The sequence below is a fragment of the Pseudomonas sp. GM84 genome (assembly GCF_000282535.1).
GTDB lineage: Bacteria > Pseudomonadota > Gammaproteobacteria > Pseudomonadales > Pseudomonadaceae > Aquipseudomonas.
This window is the reverse complement of record NZ_AKJC01000092.1, coordinates 42453-58665: the sequence shown is the minus strand read 5'-3', so window position 1 is coordinate 58665 and position 16213 is coordinate 42453. Positions and strand designations below refer to the sequence as shown.

13 protein-coding genes are annotated in these 16213 nt (G+C 63.5%); 4 read left to right on the top strand and 9 right to left on the bottom strand.

The annotated features are described in order from the left end of the window. Positions 1 to 198: 198 nt before the first annotated feature. The gene (locus PMI38_RS07945; RefSeq protein WP_008092549.1) at positions 199 to 1086 is read left to right on the top strand and encodes a hypothetical protein; all 888 of its coding nucleotides are present in this window, start codon (positions 199 to 201) and stop codon (positions 1084 to 1086) included. A 210-nt stretch (positions 1087 to 1296) separates the two neighbouring features. Here the strand turns inward: PMI38_RS07945 and PMI38_RS07940 are convergent, their stop codons facing one another. The 9 genes from PMI38_RS07940 to PMI38_RS07900 all read right to left on the bottom strand — a co-directional run bounded on the left by PMI38_RS07940 (position 1297) and on the right by PMI38_RS07900 (position 12997). After that, entirely contained in the window at positions 1297 to 2265 is a 969-nt protein-coding gene (locus PMI38_RS07940; protein WP_008092548.1) for a peptide ABC transporter ATP-binding protein, read from the bottom strand. Beyond that, a complete protein-coding gene (locus tag PMI38_RS07935) occupies positions 2265 to 3233 on the bottom strand; it encodes an ABC transporter ATP-binding protein (RefSeq protein WP_008092546.1) in 969 nt (322 codons plus the stop codon). Before PMI38_RS07935 ends, PMI38_RS07940 begins: the two co-directional genes overlap by 1 nt. Positions 3234 to 3243: 10 nt before the next feature. Continuing rightward, positions 3244 to 4170 (bottom strand): ABC transporter permease subunit, encoded by a 927-nt coding sequence (locus tag PMI38_RS07930; RefSeq protein ID WP_008092544.1) that lies wholly within the window; start codon positions 4168 to 4170, stop codon positions 3244 to 3246. 10 nt (positions 4171 to 4180) lie between these two features. Continuing rightward, a complete protein-coding gene (locus tag PMI38_RS07925) occupies positions 4181 to 5191 on the bottom strand; it encodes an ABC transporter permease subunit (RefSeq protein ID WP_008092542.1) in 1011 nt (336 codons plus the stop codon). 76 nt (positions 5192 to 5267) lie between these two features. After that, the gene (locus tag PMI38_RS07920; RefSeq protein ID WP_008092540.1) at positions 5268 to 6863 is read right to left on the bottom strand and encodes an ABC transporter substrate-binding protein; all 1596 of its coding nucleotides are present in this window, start codon (positions 6861 to 6863) and stop codon (positions 5268 to 5270) included. A gap of 73 nt (positions 6864 to 6936) precedes the next feature. Next, entirely contained in the window at positions 6937 to 8316 is a 1380-nt protein-coding gene (locus PMI38_RS07915) for an OprD family porin (protein WP_008092538.1), read from the bottom strand. Between the two features lie 234 nt (positions 8317 to 8550). After that, positions 8551 to 10143: an ABC transporter substrate-binding protein gene (locus PMI38_RS07910; RefSeq protein WP_008092537.1), complete on the bottom strand. Its 1593-nt coding sequence runs from the start codon at positions 10141 to 10143 to the stop codon at positions 8551 to 8553. 126 nt (positions 10144 to 10269) lie between these two features. After that, positions 10270 to 11895, bottom strand: a complete 1626-nt coding sequence (locus PMI38_RS07905; protein ID WP_008092535.1) for an ABC transporter substrate-binding protein — start codon at positions 11893 to 11895, stop codon at positions 10270 to 10272. A gap of 385 nt (positions 11896 to 12280) precedes the next feature. Next, a complete protein-coding gene (locus PMI38_RS07900) occupies positions 12281 to 12997 on the bottom strand; it encodes an SIMPL domain-containing protein (protein WP_008092533.1) in 717 nt (238 codons plus the stop codon). Positions 12998 to 13199: 202 nt separating this feature from the next. Between PMI38_RS07900 and PMI38_RS07895 the strand changes: the two genes are divergently transcribed. The 3 genes from PMI38_RS07895 to PMI38_RS07885 all read left to right on the top strand — a co-directional run bounded on the left by PMI38_RS07895 (position 13200) and on the right by PMI38_RS07885 (position 16167). Further along, positions 13200 to 14456: an ATP-binding protein gene (locus PMI38_RS07895; RefSeq protein WP_008092531.1), complete on the top strand. Its 1257-nt coding sequence runs from the start codon at positions 13200 to 13202 to the stop codon at positions 14454 to 14456. After that, on the top strand, positions 14456 to 15016 hold the full coding sequence (locus PMI38_RS07890; RefSeq protein WP_008092529.1) for a response regulator transcription factor: 561 nt from the start codon (positions 14456 to 14458) through the stop codon (positions 15014 to 15016). Before PMI38_RS07895 ends, PMI38_RS07890 begins: the two co-directional genes overlap by 1 nt. Positions 15017 to 15225: 209 nt before the next feature. After that, positions 15226 to 16167 (top strand): AEC family transporter, encoded by a 942-nt coding sequence (locus PMI38_RS07885; RefSeq protein WP_008092527.1) that lies wholly within the window; start codon positions 15226 to 15228, stop codon positions 16165 to 16167. Positions 16168 to 16213: the final 46 nt, after the last annotated feature.

Genomic DNA, 16213 nt, shown 5'->3' with positions numbered 1-16213 from the left:
GCCCCGCGAAGAGGCCAGCACGCATTGCATAAACCCTGAGGCATTATCCGCAATCCGGGATTTTTGCACGATGCAAAAATCACGAGTCAAGCTAACACCTTGAATTTGTTGGAAGTCATTTTTTGACACATTTGGCACAGCCTCTGCAGCGGTCATGGTGCGACTGGTCCTGTTGCTCACAACAAAGGCGAAAATCCCATGATCCCCTCTGCCGACTACCCCTATGCCGATGCTCAGTCACGCTCAGGCGTGTCCTGGGCGGCCATCTTTGCCGGTGCCGCTGCTGCGGCGTCCCTTTCCCTGATCCTGGTGGTGCTCGGTGCAGGTCTTGGCTTTGCCGCGACCTCCCCTTGGGCCAATGAAGGTGCCAGCGCCAAGGCGTTGGGCATTTCAACGATCGTCTGGTTGCTGTTGACCCAGATCCTGGCTTCCGGCCTGGGTGGCTACATTGCCGGTCGGCTGCGGGTGAAATGGGCCAACCTGCATGGAGACGAAGTGTATTTCCGCGATACGGCACACGGTTTCCTCGCCTGGGCGGTGGCAACGCTGGTGGCGGCCATGCTGATCGTCAGTACCGCCGGTGGCCTTGCCAGTGCCGGTGTGCAGGCCGGGGCGAGCGCCGTAGGGGCTGCCGCCAGCATGGCGCCCAAGCCTGACCCTAACGCCTATTTCGTTGACAGCCTGTTCCGTGGCGACGCCTCCGCGCCGGTGAGTGATGACGCCGCCAACGGTGTTGCGGCGCGCATCATCGCCAGGTCCATCGCCCAAGGAACGCTCGCCGAGGGTGACCGCACCTACCTGGCACAACTGGTGGCGCAACGTACTGGGATGAGCCAGCCCGAAGCCGAGGCACGGGTGGACCAGGTATTCGCTCAAGTGCAGCAAGCCAAAGTGCAGGCACAGCAAGCGGCCGATACCGCAGCCAAAGTGGCGGCATGGACCGCACTGTGGACCTTCGTTGCGCTGTTGTGCGGGGCGTTCTTTGCCAGCGTGGCCGCGTTGTTCGGTGGCCGTCAGCGTGACCGTGTGCTGTGGCTGGAAGGGGAAGGGGTGGATTACACCGCGCGTCGTACTGTTCAACGTTGAGGAAGGAGAAACGTCATGCGCTCATTACTGCTGTGGATGCTTGGGGTGCCGATTCCGGTGATCATCCTGATCGCGATATTCATGCATTGAGTCAAGGGCCGCTTTGCGGCCCATCGCCGGCAAGCCGGCTCCCACAGGTATTGCACAAGGCTTGAGGCCTGTGGCGATCCCTGTGGGAGCCGGCTTGCCGGCGATGAAGGCTACATCGATCTAGAGAAACTGCTCGGCATAATGGCAGGCGACTTGCCGAGTGCCCACCTGTCGAAACGCCGGCACCTCCTTGGCACACCGCTCCGTCGCATACGGGCAGCGCTTGTGAAACGCGCACCCATCTGGCGGATTCAGCGGATTGGGCAACTCCCCGGCAATGCGAATCTTCGGCTTCAGCGGGTCCGGGTGAATCGCCGGCGTGGCCGACAACAGCGCCTGGGTATACGGGTGCAGCGGCTTCTCGTAGATATCCTCCTTCGGCCCCATCTCCGCCGGCCGTCCCAGGTACATCACCAGCACCTGGTCCGCCACATGGCGCACCACCGCCAGGTTGTGGGAGATGAACACATACGCCGTGTTGAACTCTTTCTGCAGGTCCATGAACAGGTTCAGCACCTGCGCCTGGATCGACACGTCCAAGGCCGAAGTCGGCTCGTCGGCCACCAGCACCTTCGGTTGCAGCATCATCGCCCGAGCCAGGGCGATACGCTGGCGCTGGCCACCGGAGAACATGTGCGGATAACGCTGGTAGTGCTCGGGGCGCAGGCCCACCTGCTCCATCATCTTCTGCACTTTCTCGCGCCGTTCGGCCTTGCTCAGCGAGGTATTGATCAACAGCGGCTCGGCCAACTGGTCGCCGATCTTCTGCCGGGGGTTGAGCGAGGCGTAGGGGCTCTGGAACACCATCTGCACATCGCGGCGCAGCTGCTTGCGCTCGACCTTGCTGGCGCCCTTGACCTCGGTGCCGGCGATTTGCAGCGACCCCGAGGAAGGCTCTTCGATCAGGGTCAGGGCGCGCGCCAGGGTCGACTTGCCGCAGCCGGACTCACCGACCACGGCCAGGGTCTTGCCGGCCTCCAGCTCGAACGACACGCCATTGAGCGCGCGTACCAGGGCGTGGCCCTTGAACAGCCCACGTGAAACCTCGTAATGCCGGGTCAGCTCCCGGGCACAAAGAACCACGGCCATCACGCCACCTCCTGGTTCAGCGGGTAGAAACAACGCACCAGGCTATGGGCCTGGGGATCGAGGGGCGGGCGCTGGCGCCGGCAGTTGTCCTGCACATACGGGCAGCGCGGCGACAGCAGGCAGCCGTCGGGGCGGTCGTAGCGGCCGGGGACGATGCCGGGCAGGGTGGCCAGGCGTTCGGCACCGATGCTGTGCTCGGGGATCGCCGCCAGCAGCGCTTCGCTGTAGGGGTGGGCCGGGACGTCGAACAGCTCCGGCACCTGGCCCACTTCCACGGCTTGCCCGGCATACATCACGCACACGCGCCTGGCCGTTTCGGCGACCACGGCCAGGTCGTGGGTGATCAGGATGAGCGCCATGTTGCGCTCTTTCTGCAGGTTCACCAGCAGCTCCATGATCTGCGCCTGGATGGTTACATCGAGCGCCGTGGTCGGTTCGTCAGCGATCAGCAGCTTGGGTTCGCCGGCAATCGCCATGGCGATCGCCACGCGCTGGCTCATGCCGCCCGACAGCTGGTGCGGGTAAGCGTCCAGGCGGCTTTCGGCGGCCGGGATTTCGACTTTTTTCAGCAGCTCCAGGGCGCGCTGGCGAGCGGCCTTGCCCTTCAGGCCCAGGTGCTGGCGCAGTACCTCCTCGATCTGGAAACCCACGGTGTAGCTGGGGTTGAGCGCGGTCATCGGGTCCTGGAAGACCATGGCGATGTCCTTGCCCACCACCTTGCGCCGCTGGCGACCGCTGAGCTTGAGCATGTCGGTGCCGTCGAAGCTGAGGGTATCGGCGGTGATTCGCCCAGGGGCGTCGATCAGGCCCATCAGGGCCATCATGGTCACCGACTTGCCCGAGCCGGACTCGCCGACGATGGCCAGGATCTCGCCGGCGTCCACCGCCAGGTCCAGGCCGTCCACCACAGGCACGGCATTGGCGTCGCCGAAGCGCACGTTCAGGTTGTTGATCTGCAACAGTGACATGGCGCTCTCCTCAGGCGGCGTTCTTGAGTTTCGGGTCCAGCGCATCGCGCAGGCCGTCGCCCATCAGGTTGATTGCCAGGACACTGAGCAGAATCGTCAGGCCGGGCAGGCTCACCACCCACCAGGCGCGCTCGATGTAGTCACGCGCCGACGCCAGCATGGTGCCCCATTCCGGGGTCGGCGGTTGCACGCCCAGGCCTAGGAAGCCCAGCGCAGCGGCGTCGAGGATGGCCGAGGAGAAACTCAAGGTGGCCTGCACGATCAAAGGTGCCATGCAGTTGGGCAGCACGGTGACGAACATCAGCCGCGGCAGGCCGGCACCGGCCAGGCGCGCGGCGGTGACGTAGTCGCGGTTGAGTTCACCCATCACTGCGGCGCGGGTCAGGCGCACGTAGGAAGGCAAGGAGACGATGGCGATGGCGATCACCGTGTTGATCAGGCCTGGGCCGAGGATGGCGACGATTGCCACTGCCAGCAGCAGCGACGGCAGGGCCAGCATCACGTCCATCAGGCGCATGATCGACGGGCCGAGAAGGTGCGGGAAGAAGCCGGCCAGAAGGCCCAGCAGGATGCCGGGAATCAGCGACATCACCACCGACGACAGGCCGATCAGCAAGGACAGTCGGGCACCCTGGATCAACCGCGAGAGCAGGTCGCGGCCCAGCTCGTCGGTGCCGAGGATGAATTGCCAGGTACCGCCTTCGAGCCACACCGGTGGCGTGAGCAGGAAGTCGCGGTACTGCTCGCTCGGGTCGTGCGGGGCGACCCACGGCGCAAACAGTGCGCAGAACACCACCAGGCACATGAAGGCCAGGCCCATCACCGCGCCCTTGTTGCGCGAGAAGGCATGCCAGAACTCTTTGTACGGCGAAGGGTAGAGCAGGCTCTGGTCCACCGGGCTGGCCGGTGTGACGGATTTCGGAATCGGGCTAGTCATGACGAGGGCCTCAGCGCTGATGACGGATGCGTGGGTTGGCCAGGCCGTAGAGGATATCCACGACGAAGTTGACCAGGATCACCAGGCAGGCGATCAACAGGATGCCGTTCTGGACCACGGGGTAGTCACGGGCACCGATGGCTTCGATCAGCCACTTGCCGACGCCCGGCCAGGAAAAGATGGTTTCGGTGAGCACGGCCCCGGCAAGCAGGGTGCCGACCTGCAGGCCGAACACGGTCAGCACCGGGATCAGCGCGTTGCGCAGGCCGTGCACGAACACCACGCGGGCCGGCGACAGGCCCTTGGCACGCGCGGTACGGATGTAGTCCTCGCGCAGCACTTCGAGCATCGACGAGCGGGTCATGCGGGCGATCACCGCCAGGGGGATGGTGCCCAGCACGATGGCCGGCAGGATCAGGTGCATCACCGCATCCTTGAACGCACCTTCTTCGTCGCTGAGCAAGGTGTCGATGAGCATGAAGCCGGTTTTCGGCTCGATGTCGTAGAGCAGGTCGATGCGCCCGGAGACGGGCGTCCAGCCGAGGCTGACCGAGAAGAACATGATCAGGATCAGGCCCCACCAGAAGATCGGCATGGAATAGCCGGCCAGCGATATGCCCATGACCCCGTGGTCGAACAGCGAGCCGCGCTTGAGCGCGGCGATCACCCCGGCCAGCAGGCCGACGGTACCGGCGAACAGCAAGGCCGCGAACGACAGCTCCAGGGTGGCCGGGAACAGCGTGAGGAACTCGGTCCACACGCTCTCGCGGGTGCGCAGGGACTCGCCCAGGTCACCCTGGGCCAGCTTGCCGACGTAGTCCAGGTACTGGACCGGCAGTGGCTTGTTCAGGCCCAGGCGCTCCATGGCCTGGGCATGCATTTCGGGGTCGACCCTGCGCTCGCCCATCATCACTTCCACCGGGTCGCCGGGGATCAGGCGTATGAGCGCGAAGGTCAGCAAGGTGATGCCGAAGAAAGTCGGAATCAGCAAGCCCAGGCGCCGGGCAATAAAACTCAACATTGTCGGGGTTACCTCATCGGCCGTTGTACGGCAGTGCCGCCGGTGCCCGTGTGGGTTGCCGGCGATCGTTGTTGTTCTACTTCACCTTGGTGGTGGCGAAGTTGTTGTTGGTCAGAGGGTTGATCACGTAACCCTCCACGTTTGCACGCATGGCGGTGAACATCTTCGGATGGGCCATGCTGATCCAGGGCTGATCGTCATCGTACACCTTCAATGCCTCGGCATAGAGCCTTGCGCGTTCGTCGTTGTCGATCACTTCGCGGGCGCGGGTGATCAGTTCCTGGAATTTCGAGTTGCACCAGCGGGCGTAGTTCTCGCCGGTCTTGGCGGCATCGCAGCTGAGCAGGGGACTGAGGAAGTTGTCCGGGTCGCCGTTGTCGCCGGCCCAGCCGGTGGACACCAGGTCGGCCTCGCCTTTCTTGGCTCGGCGCAGCATCTCGGCCCACTCCATCACGCGGATATCCAGCTTCAGGCCGATCTGCTTCAGGTCGGCCTGGAGCATTTCGGCGGACAGGCGCGGGTTGGGGTTGGTCGCGCCACCGCCGTTGCGGGTGAACAGGGTGATCACCGTACCTTCCGGCACGCCAGCTTCCTTGAGCAGTTCGCGCGCCTTGGCCAGGTCGCGGGGCGGGTTCTGGTTGTCGCTGTTGTAGCCGATCATGGTCGGCGGATACGGGTTCACGCCAACCAGCGCGTTGCCCTTGCCGAACAGCTGGTCGACGTGGGTCTGACGGTCGAAGGCCATGTTGATGGCCTTGCGCACGCGCACGTCGCTCAGGTACTTGTGCTCGGTGTTCATGGCGATATAGCCGGTGACCAGGGCTTCGATCTCGGCCACCTTGAGCCTGGGGTCGGCCTTCATCGACGGTACGTCGTCCGGCTTGGGGTACAGCGCCACCTGGCATTCGTTGGCGCGCAGTTTCTGCAGGCGTACGTTGCTGTCGGTGGCGATGGCGAAGATCAGGGCATCGCTTGGCGGCTTGCCACGGAAGTAGTCCGGGTTGGGCTTGTAGCGCACCTGGGCGTCCTTGTTGTAGCGCTGGAAGATGAACGGACCGGTGCCGATCGGCTTGCTGTTGAGCTCGCCAGTGGTGCCGGCCTTGAGCAGCTGGTCGCCATATTCGGCGGAGTAGATCGAGGTGAAGCCCATGGCCATGTCCCGCAGGAAGGGCGCTTCCGGGCGAGTGAGGGTGATGACCACGGTGTGCTCGTCGGTCTTTTCCACCGACTTGAGCAGGTCCTTGAAGGCCATGCTCTCGAAATACGGGTAGCCGACGCTGGTCTTGGCGTGCCACGGGTGGTTCGGGTCGAGCTGACGGTTCAGGCTCCACAGCACATCGTCGGCGTTGAAATCGCGGGTTGGCGTGAAGTAGTCGGTGGTGTGGAACTTCACACCTTGGCGCAGGTGGAAGGTGTAGGTCAGGCCGTCAGGCGAGATGTCCCAGCGTTCGGCCAGGGCCGGCTGGATGTCGGTGGTGCCCGGCCTGAAATCGACCAGGCGGTTGAACACCGTCTCGGCCGTGGCGTCGAAGGTGACCGCGGTCGTGTACTGGACCACGTCGAAGCCTTCCGGGCTGGCTTCGGTGCACACCACCAAAGGCTTGGCCGCCAGTTGCCCGGCAGTGCCCAGGATGATCGCGGCCAGGGCCGCGCGCAGTGCTAGCGATGTCATGGAACCTCCCTGCATGCATTGATTCCAGCGTAGCCGCCACGGCCCGGTTCGAAGCGGGCCGTGGCGTCAACGGTCAGAGGATGTTGAACGGAATGGTGGTGACGATGCGCAGTTCGTCCAGGCTGCCATCGCCCTGGGCCTTGCTGGCGCGGTGCGCGGTGTAGGTGGCGCGGATGCTGGTGTCCTTCAGCGGCCCGCTCTGCACCGCGTAGCTGGTGCCGATGCCCCACTCGTAGTGGTTCTCGCCATCGAGGCCGTTCACGTCATAGGCCGTGCCACGGTAGTGGGTGCCGTCGATGCCCCAGCCACGGGCGTTGTACAGGTTGAACTTGAGGCCCGGCACGCCGTAGGGCGCCATGTTCAGCACATAGGAAAGCTGCACGGATTTCTCGTTGGGGCCGTTGAAGTCCGACAGCAGCGAGTTGGCCAGGTAGATGCCATTGGTTTCGTGCAGGTAGTCGAAGTATTCGTTGCCGTTGACCTGCTGCCACGAGGCCGTGAGGGTGTGCGCCTGGTGGGTCAGGCCGAGCGAGAGGCTGTAGGTGTCGTTGTCGATCTCGCCCATCTTCTTGCTGCCTTCGTCCACGGTCTTGTAGTAGTTCAGACCGGTGCTCAGGCTCAGTACCGCGCTGTCGCCCAGTACGTGATTGGCGCCGAAGTAGTACTGGTTCCAGAAGTCGTCGACCTTGCTGGCATAGAGACTGGTGGTCAGGCTCTTGAACGGCTGGTAGTTGATCCCGGTCGTGCTGGCGCGGTCGGTTTCCACGCCAGTGGCGCTGTATTCGCTGCGGAACTTGCTCAGGCTTTGTTCGGTACGCGGCGAGACGCGGTCGAAGGTGCCCAGGTCGAATGACAGGTTGTCGAATTCGGCGCTGTGCAGGAACGCACCCTGGAAGCTCGACGGCAGGGCACGGTTGCCGATGTAGGCGATCATCGGTGTGTCCACCGATTGGCGGCCCACGGTCAGGGTGGTGTTGGATACCCGCGTCTTGACGTTGGCCAGGCCCATCTTGCTCCACTGGCCGATGGGGTCGCCGTCGCTGTGGGTCAGTGTGCGGTTGTTCGGCCCGGCCACGGCGGCGCGGCCTTGTTCCAGGGCGATGGCGTTGTAGCCGGCGGCTTCCACGGCAAAGCCCACGGTGCCCTGGGTAAAGCCCGAGCTGTAGTTGAGGATGGTGCCCTGCACCCAGTTGTCGCGGCTGTGGGTGTCGTGGCGGGTGCCGTCGCTCTTGTAGTACTTCCACAGCGGCGCGCGGGTGGCGCGTTCGCGGGCGTACCAGTTGCGGGTGCTGCCGGACAGGCTCTGGCCGTCGATGAAGCCGTTGGCCTGTTCTTGCTCGCTGGCGGCTTTGAGGCTGAACGGGACGTAGTCCTGGCTTTGGGTGTCGGCCTGGGCCGTGGCGCAATAGGTGCTGATGGCCAAGGCCAGTGCGGTGAGAGTGAAAAGTCTCAAGGTTAAAGCTCCCTTTCTGTTTTTGTAGTTATTGCCTGGCCTTGTGGGCCGGGTGTTTGCTGCGGTGTTGCCAGGGTTGCCACGGGATCGCCGGGCAAATCGGGGGAGGTGTGTTGGTTGTGCTGGCCTCTTCGCGGGGCAAGCCCGCTCCCACAGGTACTCCTCCCGCTCAAGGTGTCTGCATTACCTGTGGGAGCGGGCTTGTCCCGCGAAGAGGCCGGAACGGGTCAGAACCTAATCAACACTCACACCGGAAAAGTCATTGCGGCCAAAGGGGCTCACCTTGAAATCGGCCACCTTGACGCTGATCGGCTGGTTCACCGTGGAATGCGCCACCGGGGTGATCGGCACCTGTTGCTTGAGGCGCTGCTGGGCCTGCTGGTACAGGGCGGTGCGCTGGGCCGGGTCGGTGACTTGCTTGGCCTGCTTGACCAGGCTGTCGTACTGTGGGTCGCACCACAGCGAGTAGTTGTTGCTGCCAATGGCGTCGCAGTTGTAGAGCGTGCCCAGCCAGTTGTCCGGGTCGCCGTTGTCACCCGTCCAGCCAATCAGCGCGATGTCGTGCTCGCCGCTTTTCATGCGCTTGAGGTATTCGCCCCACTCGTAGCTGACGATCCGCACCTTGAAGCCAAGCTTGTTCCAGTCGGCCTGGAGCATCTCGGCCATCAGCTTGGCGTTGGGGTTGTAGGGGCGCTGCACGGGCATGGCCCACAGGGTGACCTCAGTGCCTGGCTTGACCCCGGCTTGTTCGAGCAGCTGTTTGGCTTTTTCCGGGTCGAAGGGGGCGTCCTTGAGGCTGTCGTCGTAGGACCACTGGGTCGGCGGCATGGCATTGACCGCCAACTGCCCGGAGTCCTGGTACACCGCCTGCAGAATCGCCTGCTTGTTCACCGCCATGTCCATGGCCTGGCGCACCTCCAGGCGGTCGAACGGCGGGTGCTGGGTGTTGTAGGCGATGTAGCCGAGGTTGAAGCCCGGTTGCTGCAGCACCTGCAGCTTGCTGTCGGCGCGCAGCGCCGGCAGGTCGGCCGGACGCGGGTGCAGGGTGACCTGGCACTCGTTGCGGCGCAGCTTCTGGATGCGTACCGAAGGGTCGGTATTGATCGAGAACACCAGGTTGTCGATCTTCACCTCGTCGGGCGCCCAGTAGTCCTTGTTGCCCTTGAAGCGGATCTGCGAGTCCTTCTGGTAGCGCTGGAACACGAAGGGACCGGTGCCAATCGGTTGCTGGTTGATATCGCTGGGCCGGCCGCTGGCCAGCAGTTGTTCGGCGTACTCGGCAGACAGGATCGAGGCGAAACTCATGGCCAGGTTCTGCACGAAGGCGGCGTCGACCTTGTTGAGGGTGAACACCACGGTCAGCGGGTCGGTCTTTTCGACGGCGGCAATGTTCTTGTCCAGGCCCATGCTGACGAAGTAGGGAAACTCGGCGGGGTAGGCCTGACGGAACGGGTGGGCTTTGTCGAGCATGCGGTTGAAGGTGAACAGCACGTCGTCGGCGTTGAAGTCACGGCTCGGAGTGAAGGCTTTGCTGGCGTGGAACTTCACGCCTTGGCGCAGGTGGAAGGTGTAGCGCAGGCCGTCGTCGGTCACCTCCCACTTGGTTGCCAGCGCGGGGTGCACGGCGGTGCCGCCGCGCTCGAATTCCACCAGGCGGTTGTAGATCGGTTCGGCTGCGTCGTTGTCGGTGGCGCTGGTGTACTGGGCCGTGTCGAAGCCAGCCGGGCTGCCCTCGGAGCAGAACACCAGGTTGTTGGCCAGCAGGGCAGGGGCCTGGCCCATGAGGCCGAGGCCGAGCAGGCTGGAAAGCAGTGTGATGTGGCGCATGTGCAGGTCCTTCTCCGTCTGTTTTCGCCGCCTCGGGGTACGAATGGCGGCAACAGGGGCCCATCCCCGACGCGGGTAGCGTCGGGGTGGGTGTGGTTTACGGGAATGGGTGAGGGTGGCTCGGTGCTACTTGTCCACGCTGACGCCGTAGAACGCGTTCAATGCGAACGGACTGATCTTGAAGTCCTTCACCTTGGTGCTCATGGGCTGGTACACGGTGGAGTGGGCGATCGGGGTGATCGGCACCTGCTCTTTGAGGATGTGCTGCGCCTTCTGGTACAGCTCGGTGCGCTTGGCCTGGTCGGAGGTGGCCTTGGCCTGCTTGATCAGGTCGTCGTAGGGCTTGTAGCACCACTTGGAGAAGTTGTTGCCGTCAACGGCATCGCAACCGTACAGGGTGCCCAGCCAGTTGTCCGGGTCACCGTTGTCACCGCTCCAGCCGATCAGCATGGCGCCCTGTTCACCGCCTTTGGAGCGCTTGATGTACTCGCCCCACTCGTAGCTGACGATCTTGGCCTTGATGCCGATCTTGGCCCAGTCCGATTGCAGCATCTCGGCCATCAGCTTGGCGTTGGGGTTGTACGGGCGTTGCACGGGCATGGCCCACAGGGTGATCTCGGTGCCTTCCTTGATGCCGGCCTGCTGGAGCAGCTGCTTGGCCTTTTCCGGGTCGTAGGCGGCGTCCTTGATGCTGTCGTCGTAGGACCACTGGGTCGGCGGCATGCCATTGACGGCGAGCTGGCCGGCGCCCTGGTACACCGACTCGATGATCTTCTTCTTGTCGACGGCCATGTCCAGTGCCTGGCGCACTTCCAGCTTGGCCATCGGGTTGGGCTCGTTGCTGCCCTTGATCTTGTCCATCACGTTGTAGGCGATGTAGCCGAGGTTGAAGCCGGCCTGCTGCGGCATCTGCAGGTTCTTGTCGGCCTTGAGCGGCTCGATGTCGGCCGGTCGCGGGAACAGGGTGACCTGGCACTCGTTCTTCTTCAGCTTCTGCATGCGCACCGAGGCATCGGTGGTGATGGCGAAGATCAGGTTGTCGATCTTCACGTCTTCGGGCTTCCAGTAGTCCTTGTTGCCCTTGAAGCGGATCTGCGCGTCCTTCTGGTACTTGCTGAAGACGAATGGGCCGGTGCCGATCGGCTTCTGGTTGATGTCGGCGGCCTTGCCGCCCTTGAGCAGCTGGTCGGCGTACTCGGCCGACTGGATCGAGGCGAAGCTCATCGCCAGGTTCTGGATGAACGCGGCGTCCACTTCGTTGAGGGTGAACTTCACCGTGTGCTCGTCGAGCTTCTCCACCTTGGCGATGTTCTTGTCCATGCCCATGTCGGTGAAGTAGGGGAATTCGGTGGGGTAGGCCTTACGGAACGGGTGGTTCTTGTCGAGCATGCGGTCGAAGGTGAACAGCACGTCGTCGGCGTTGAATTCGCGGCTGGGCTTGAAGTAGTCGGTGGTGTGGAACTTCACGCCTTCGCGCAGGTGGAAGGTGTAGGTCTTGCCGTCGTCGGACACGTCCCACTTGGTCGCCAGGCCCGGGATGACGGCGGTGCCGCCCCGTTCGAACTGGGTCAGGCGGTTGAACACGGTCTCGGCCGAGGCGTCGAAGTCGGTTCCGGTGGTGTACTGCCCCGGGTCGAAGCCCGCCGGGCTGCCTTCGGAGCAGAACACCAGGTTGGATGCGGCATGGGCTAGCGGTGCGCCGGCTAGCAAGCCTGCACCGAGCAGGAACGGAATGACTGCGTGTTTGAGCATGGTGGCCTCATTGTTGTCATTTTTGGTTTGAGGTGGCCTCGTGAGCCGACCTGCGGATACTTATGCAGGGGATATTCCCAATGCAACCACCAGAAGGATAGTTGGCGTCAGAAAAGTAGTACGAGCGTACATGGATGTCGCATTCGTATAAATTTCGATGAAGTTGAACGTTTGCGCGGGCAAAATGATGGCTTTTTGCAGAATATTTCGAAGCGGGGGATTTTGTAGGGCGCACTTAAATAGTGCGTAGGAAAAGTCTGTAACAGCTGTGCGCGAGTGCATGTGGGAGCGGGCTTGCCCCGCGAACACCGGCAACGCCGGTGCCATTCACCGCGTCGCTTTCTTCGCGGGGCAAGCCCGCTCCCACAGGGCCCCTTGTCGTCGCTTAAGGCATCAGCACTTCGATCTGCCCATCGGCATTCATGCTGACTTCGCTGGTGCCCGCTTCGATATCCGGCGCAGGCGCCGCTTCATCGGCGCCCATGGCCTTCATCGCCATCGGTGCACTGCGCAGGTACGGACGGGGATAGCCGCTGCTGTTGAGGTTCAGGCTGACCACTTTATAGCCTTTGCCACCCAGGGCCTCGGTGGCCAACTGGGCACGGGCCTTGAAAGCGTCGACCGCATCCTTGAGCAGCGCATCTTCGCTGGCCTTGCGCGTGGCGGGTGCAATGGAGAAGTCCATGCCGCCCATTTTCAGGTCCTGCAGCAGCTCGGCGGTGAGCTGGGACAAGGCCGGGAAGTCGGCAGCTTCAAGGCGCAACTCGGCGCGCTCGCGCCAGCCGGTGATCTTCTGGCCCTTGCTGTCATAGATCGGGTAGCTGTTGCGGCTGCCCTGGCTGATCTTCACATCCTTGACCTGGCGCGCCTGCTGCACGGCCTTGTTCATGGTCTCGGTGATCTGCTTGGCGAGCTTGCCGGGGTCGCTGTCCTGCGCTTCGCTGTACAGGGTCACGACCATCAGGTCGCGCGGCACTTCCTTGCTGACTTCGGCGCGCAGCGATACCTGGTTGAAGCGTGGCTCATCGGCTGCCAGCGCGGGCAGGCTGGCGAGCATGCCGCAAGACAGGATCAGAGCCGCGCTGCGACGTGGGATTTGCATGGGTTACTCCTTGGCATCAAAAGGCGTGGGGTCTGGCCATCCATTCCACGCATGGCCGATCAGACCGAATCCAGTGTAGTGGGTTCAAAAGTGCCATCATGAACCTGTGTCAAAGTGTGGCGGTTTGCCGCATCACTGCAGTGAAGGGCCTGGCTTCGGTATACTCCAGCCGATTTTTCTGGAGCACTCATCAGGAGAGCTCATGCTCGCCGCCGCACAACCGCTTTCCGCTACACGCCAGAATCTCTGGCGCCTGACCGTCATTCGCGTTCTGGTCCTCGCCGCTCAGGCTGGCTCCGTGGGCGTGGCCTACTGGACCGAACTGCTGCCGCTGCCGTGGCTCTCGCTGGCCGCAACCCTGGCGCTGTCGTCCTTGCTGTGTGCCTTCACGGCGCTGCGCCTGCGCCTGTCGCTGCCGGTCACCGAACTCGAATACGCCCTGCAGCTGGCCTGCGATCTGTTGATCCACAGTGCCTTGCTTTATTACTCCGGCGGGTCGACCAACCCGTTCGTGTCCTACTACCTGGTGCCGCTGGCGATTGCCGCGGTGACCTTGCCGTGGCTGTATTCGCTGATTCTCTCGGGCATCGCGCTGACCGCCTACAGCCTGTTGCTGGTGCAGTTCTATCCGCTCGAAGGGCTGCCGATGGCGCGGGACAAGATGCAGGTCTACGGCATGTGGCTGAGCATCGCCCTGGCGGCTGCGGTCATCACCTTCTTCGCCGCGCGCATGGCCGAGGAGTTGCGCCGTCAGGAGCAATTGCGTTCCGAGCGGCGCGAAGAAAGCCTGCGCGATGAACAGCTGCTGGCCGTGGCGACCCAGGCCGCCGGTGCTGCCCATGAGCTGGGGACGCCGCTGGCGACCATGAGCGTGCTGCTCAACGAAATGCGCCAGGACCATAAAGACCCGCTGTTGCAGGAAGACCTGCAGATCCTTCAGGACCAGGTCAAGCTGTGCAAGGAAACCCTGCAGCAGCTGGTGCGCGCCGCCGAGGCCAATCGCCGCCTGGCGGTGGTCGAGCAGGACGTCACCGCCTGGCTCGATGAGTCGCTCGACCGCTGGCACCTGATGCGCCCGGAGGCCAGCTACCGCTTCCAGCGCCTGCGCGACGGCCAGGTGCCGCGCCTGACGCCGCCGCCCGACTTGACCCAGGCGCTGCTCAACCTGCTGAACAATGCCGCCGATGCCTGCCCCGATGACCTGCAAGTGCAGCTGGACTGGGATGCCCACGACATCGTCATCAGCATCCGTGACCATGGCCCGGGCGTACCGCCGGCCATTGCCGAAGCGATCGGCAAACCCTTCATTACCACCAAGGGCAAAGGCTTCGGCCTGGGCCTGTTCTTGAGCAAGGCCAGCGTGACCCGTGCGGGCGGTTCGGTGAAACTCTATAGTCATGAACAGGGTGGCACCCTGACCGAATTGCGCCTGCCCCATGGCAAGCGAGGAGATGAATGATGAGCGAAGAAAACCAGGTCGAAAGCGAAGAGCTGCCGCACCTGCTGCTGGTGGATGACGATGCCACCTTCACCCGGGTCATGGCCCGGGCCATGAGCCGTCGCGGTTTCCGCGTGAGCACGGCGAGCTCCGCCGAGGAGGGGCTGATCCTGGCCCAGCAGGACCTGCCGGACTACGCCACGCTGGACCTGAAGATGGAAGGCGACTCGGGCCTTGTGCTGCTGCCCAAGCTGCTGGAGCTGGACCCGGAAATGCGCGTGGTGATCCTGACCGGTTATTCGAGCATTGCCACCGCGGTCGAAGCGGTCAAGCGCGGTGCCTGCAACTACCTGTGCAAGCCGGCGGACGCCGATGATGTACTGGCGGCGTTGCTGTCGGAGCACACCGACCTGGACTCCCTGGTGCCGGAAAACCCGATGTCGGTGGACCGCCTGCAGTGGGAGCACATTCAGCGCGTGCTGAACGAGCACGAGGGCAATATTTCCGCCACTGCGCGGGCGCTGGGCATGCACCGGCGCACCTTGCAGCGCAAGCTGCAGAAGCGACCGGTTCGGCGCTGAATCGGCGTCGGCTTCTTCGCGGGACAAGCCCGCTCCCACAGGTACAGCGCTGTTCAGGCGAGCGACGCTGTACCTGTGGGAGCGGGCTTGTCCCGCGAAAGGGCCGGTACTGTCAGACACTTTCCTTTATCGCATCCTGATCCCCGCAACTCGCAGCCGTTGACGTATCATTAGCCGCCTAACGGCAACCCTCCCAGGATCGCTTGCGCATGCTCGCCCTTCTCATCCAGACGCTGAACATCACGGCGCCCGTCTTCGCCATGCTGTTCATGGGCGTGCTGCTCAAACGCATCCACCTGATCGACGACAACTTCAACCGGGTCGCCTCGCAGCTGGTGTTCAACGTGTGCATGCCGGCGCTGCTGTTCCTCGGCATCTACCACGCCGACCTGGCCACCGCCGTCAAACCTGGCGTCCTCCTCTATTTCATCGCCGCCACCCTGGTCGGTTTCGCCGCGGCCTGGGGCATGGCCATCTGGCGCAGTCCGGTGGCCGACCGTGGCATCTACACCCAAGGGGCGTTTCGCGGCAACAACGGCGTGATCGGCCTGGCCCTGGCCGCCAGCCTGTATGGCGACTACGGCATCTCGCTGGGCGCGGTGCTCGCCGGCCTGGTGATCCTCATGTACAACTCGCTGTCGGCCGTGGTGCTGGCGGTGTACAGCCCCGACCTCAAGTCCGACCCGTGGAGCATCTGCAAGAGCATCCTCAGCAACCCGCTGATCATCAGCGTGCTGGTGGCAACGCCCATGGCCTACGGCCAGGTGCCGCTGCCCAACTGGTTGCTCACCTCGGGCGACTACCTGGCGCAGATGACCCTGCCCCTGGCGCTGATCTGCATTGGCGGCACCCTGTCGCTGGCGGCGCTGCGCGATTGCGGCAAGCTGGCCATCGATGCCAGCCTGGTGAAGATGGTCTGGCTGCCGCTGGTCGGTACCTTGGGTGCCTGGCTCTGCGGCTTTCGCGGGGCCGAGTTGGGTATCCTGTTCCTGTACATCGGCAGCCCGACGGCTGCGGCCAGCTATGTCATGGCGCGTGCCGCCAACGGCAATCACGAGCTGGCCGCTTCGATCATCGTGATTACTACGCTAATGGCGGCGATCACCACCAATATTGGGATTTTCATCTTGCAGTGGGGCGGATGGATCTAGATCCTTGACTGCAAACAACACAAAAACACTGCCTCACTGAGCTAAA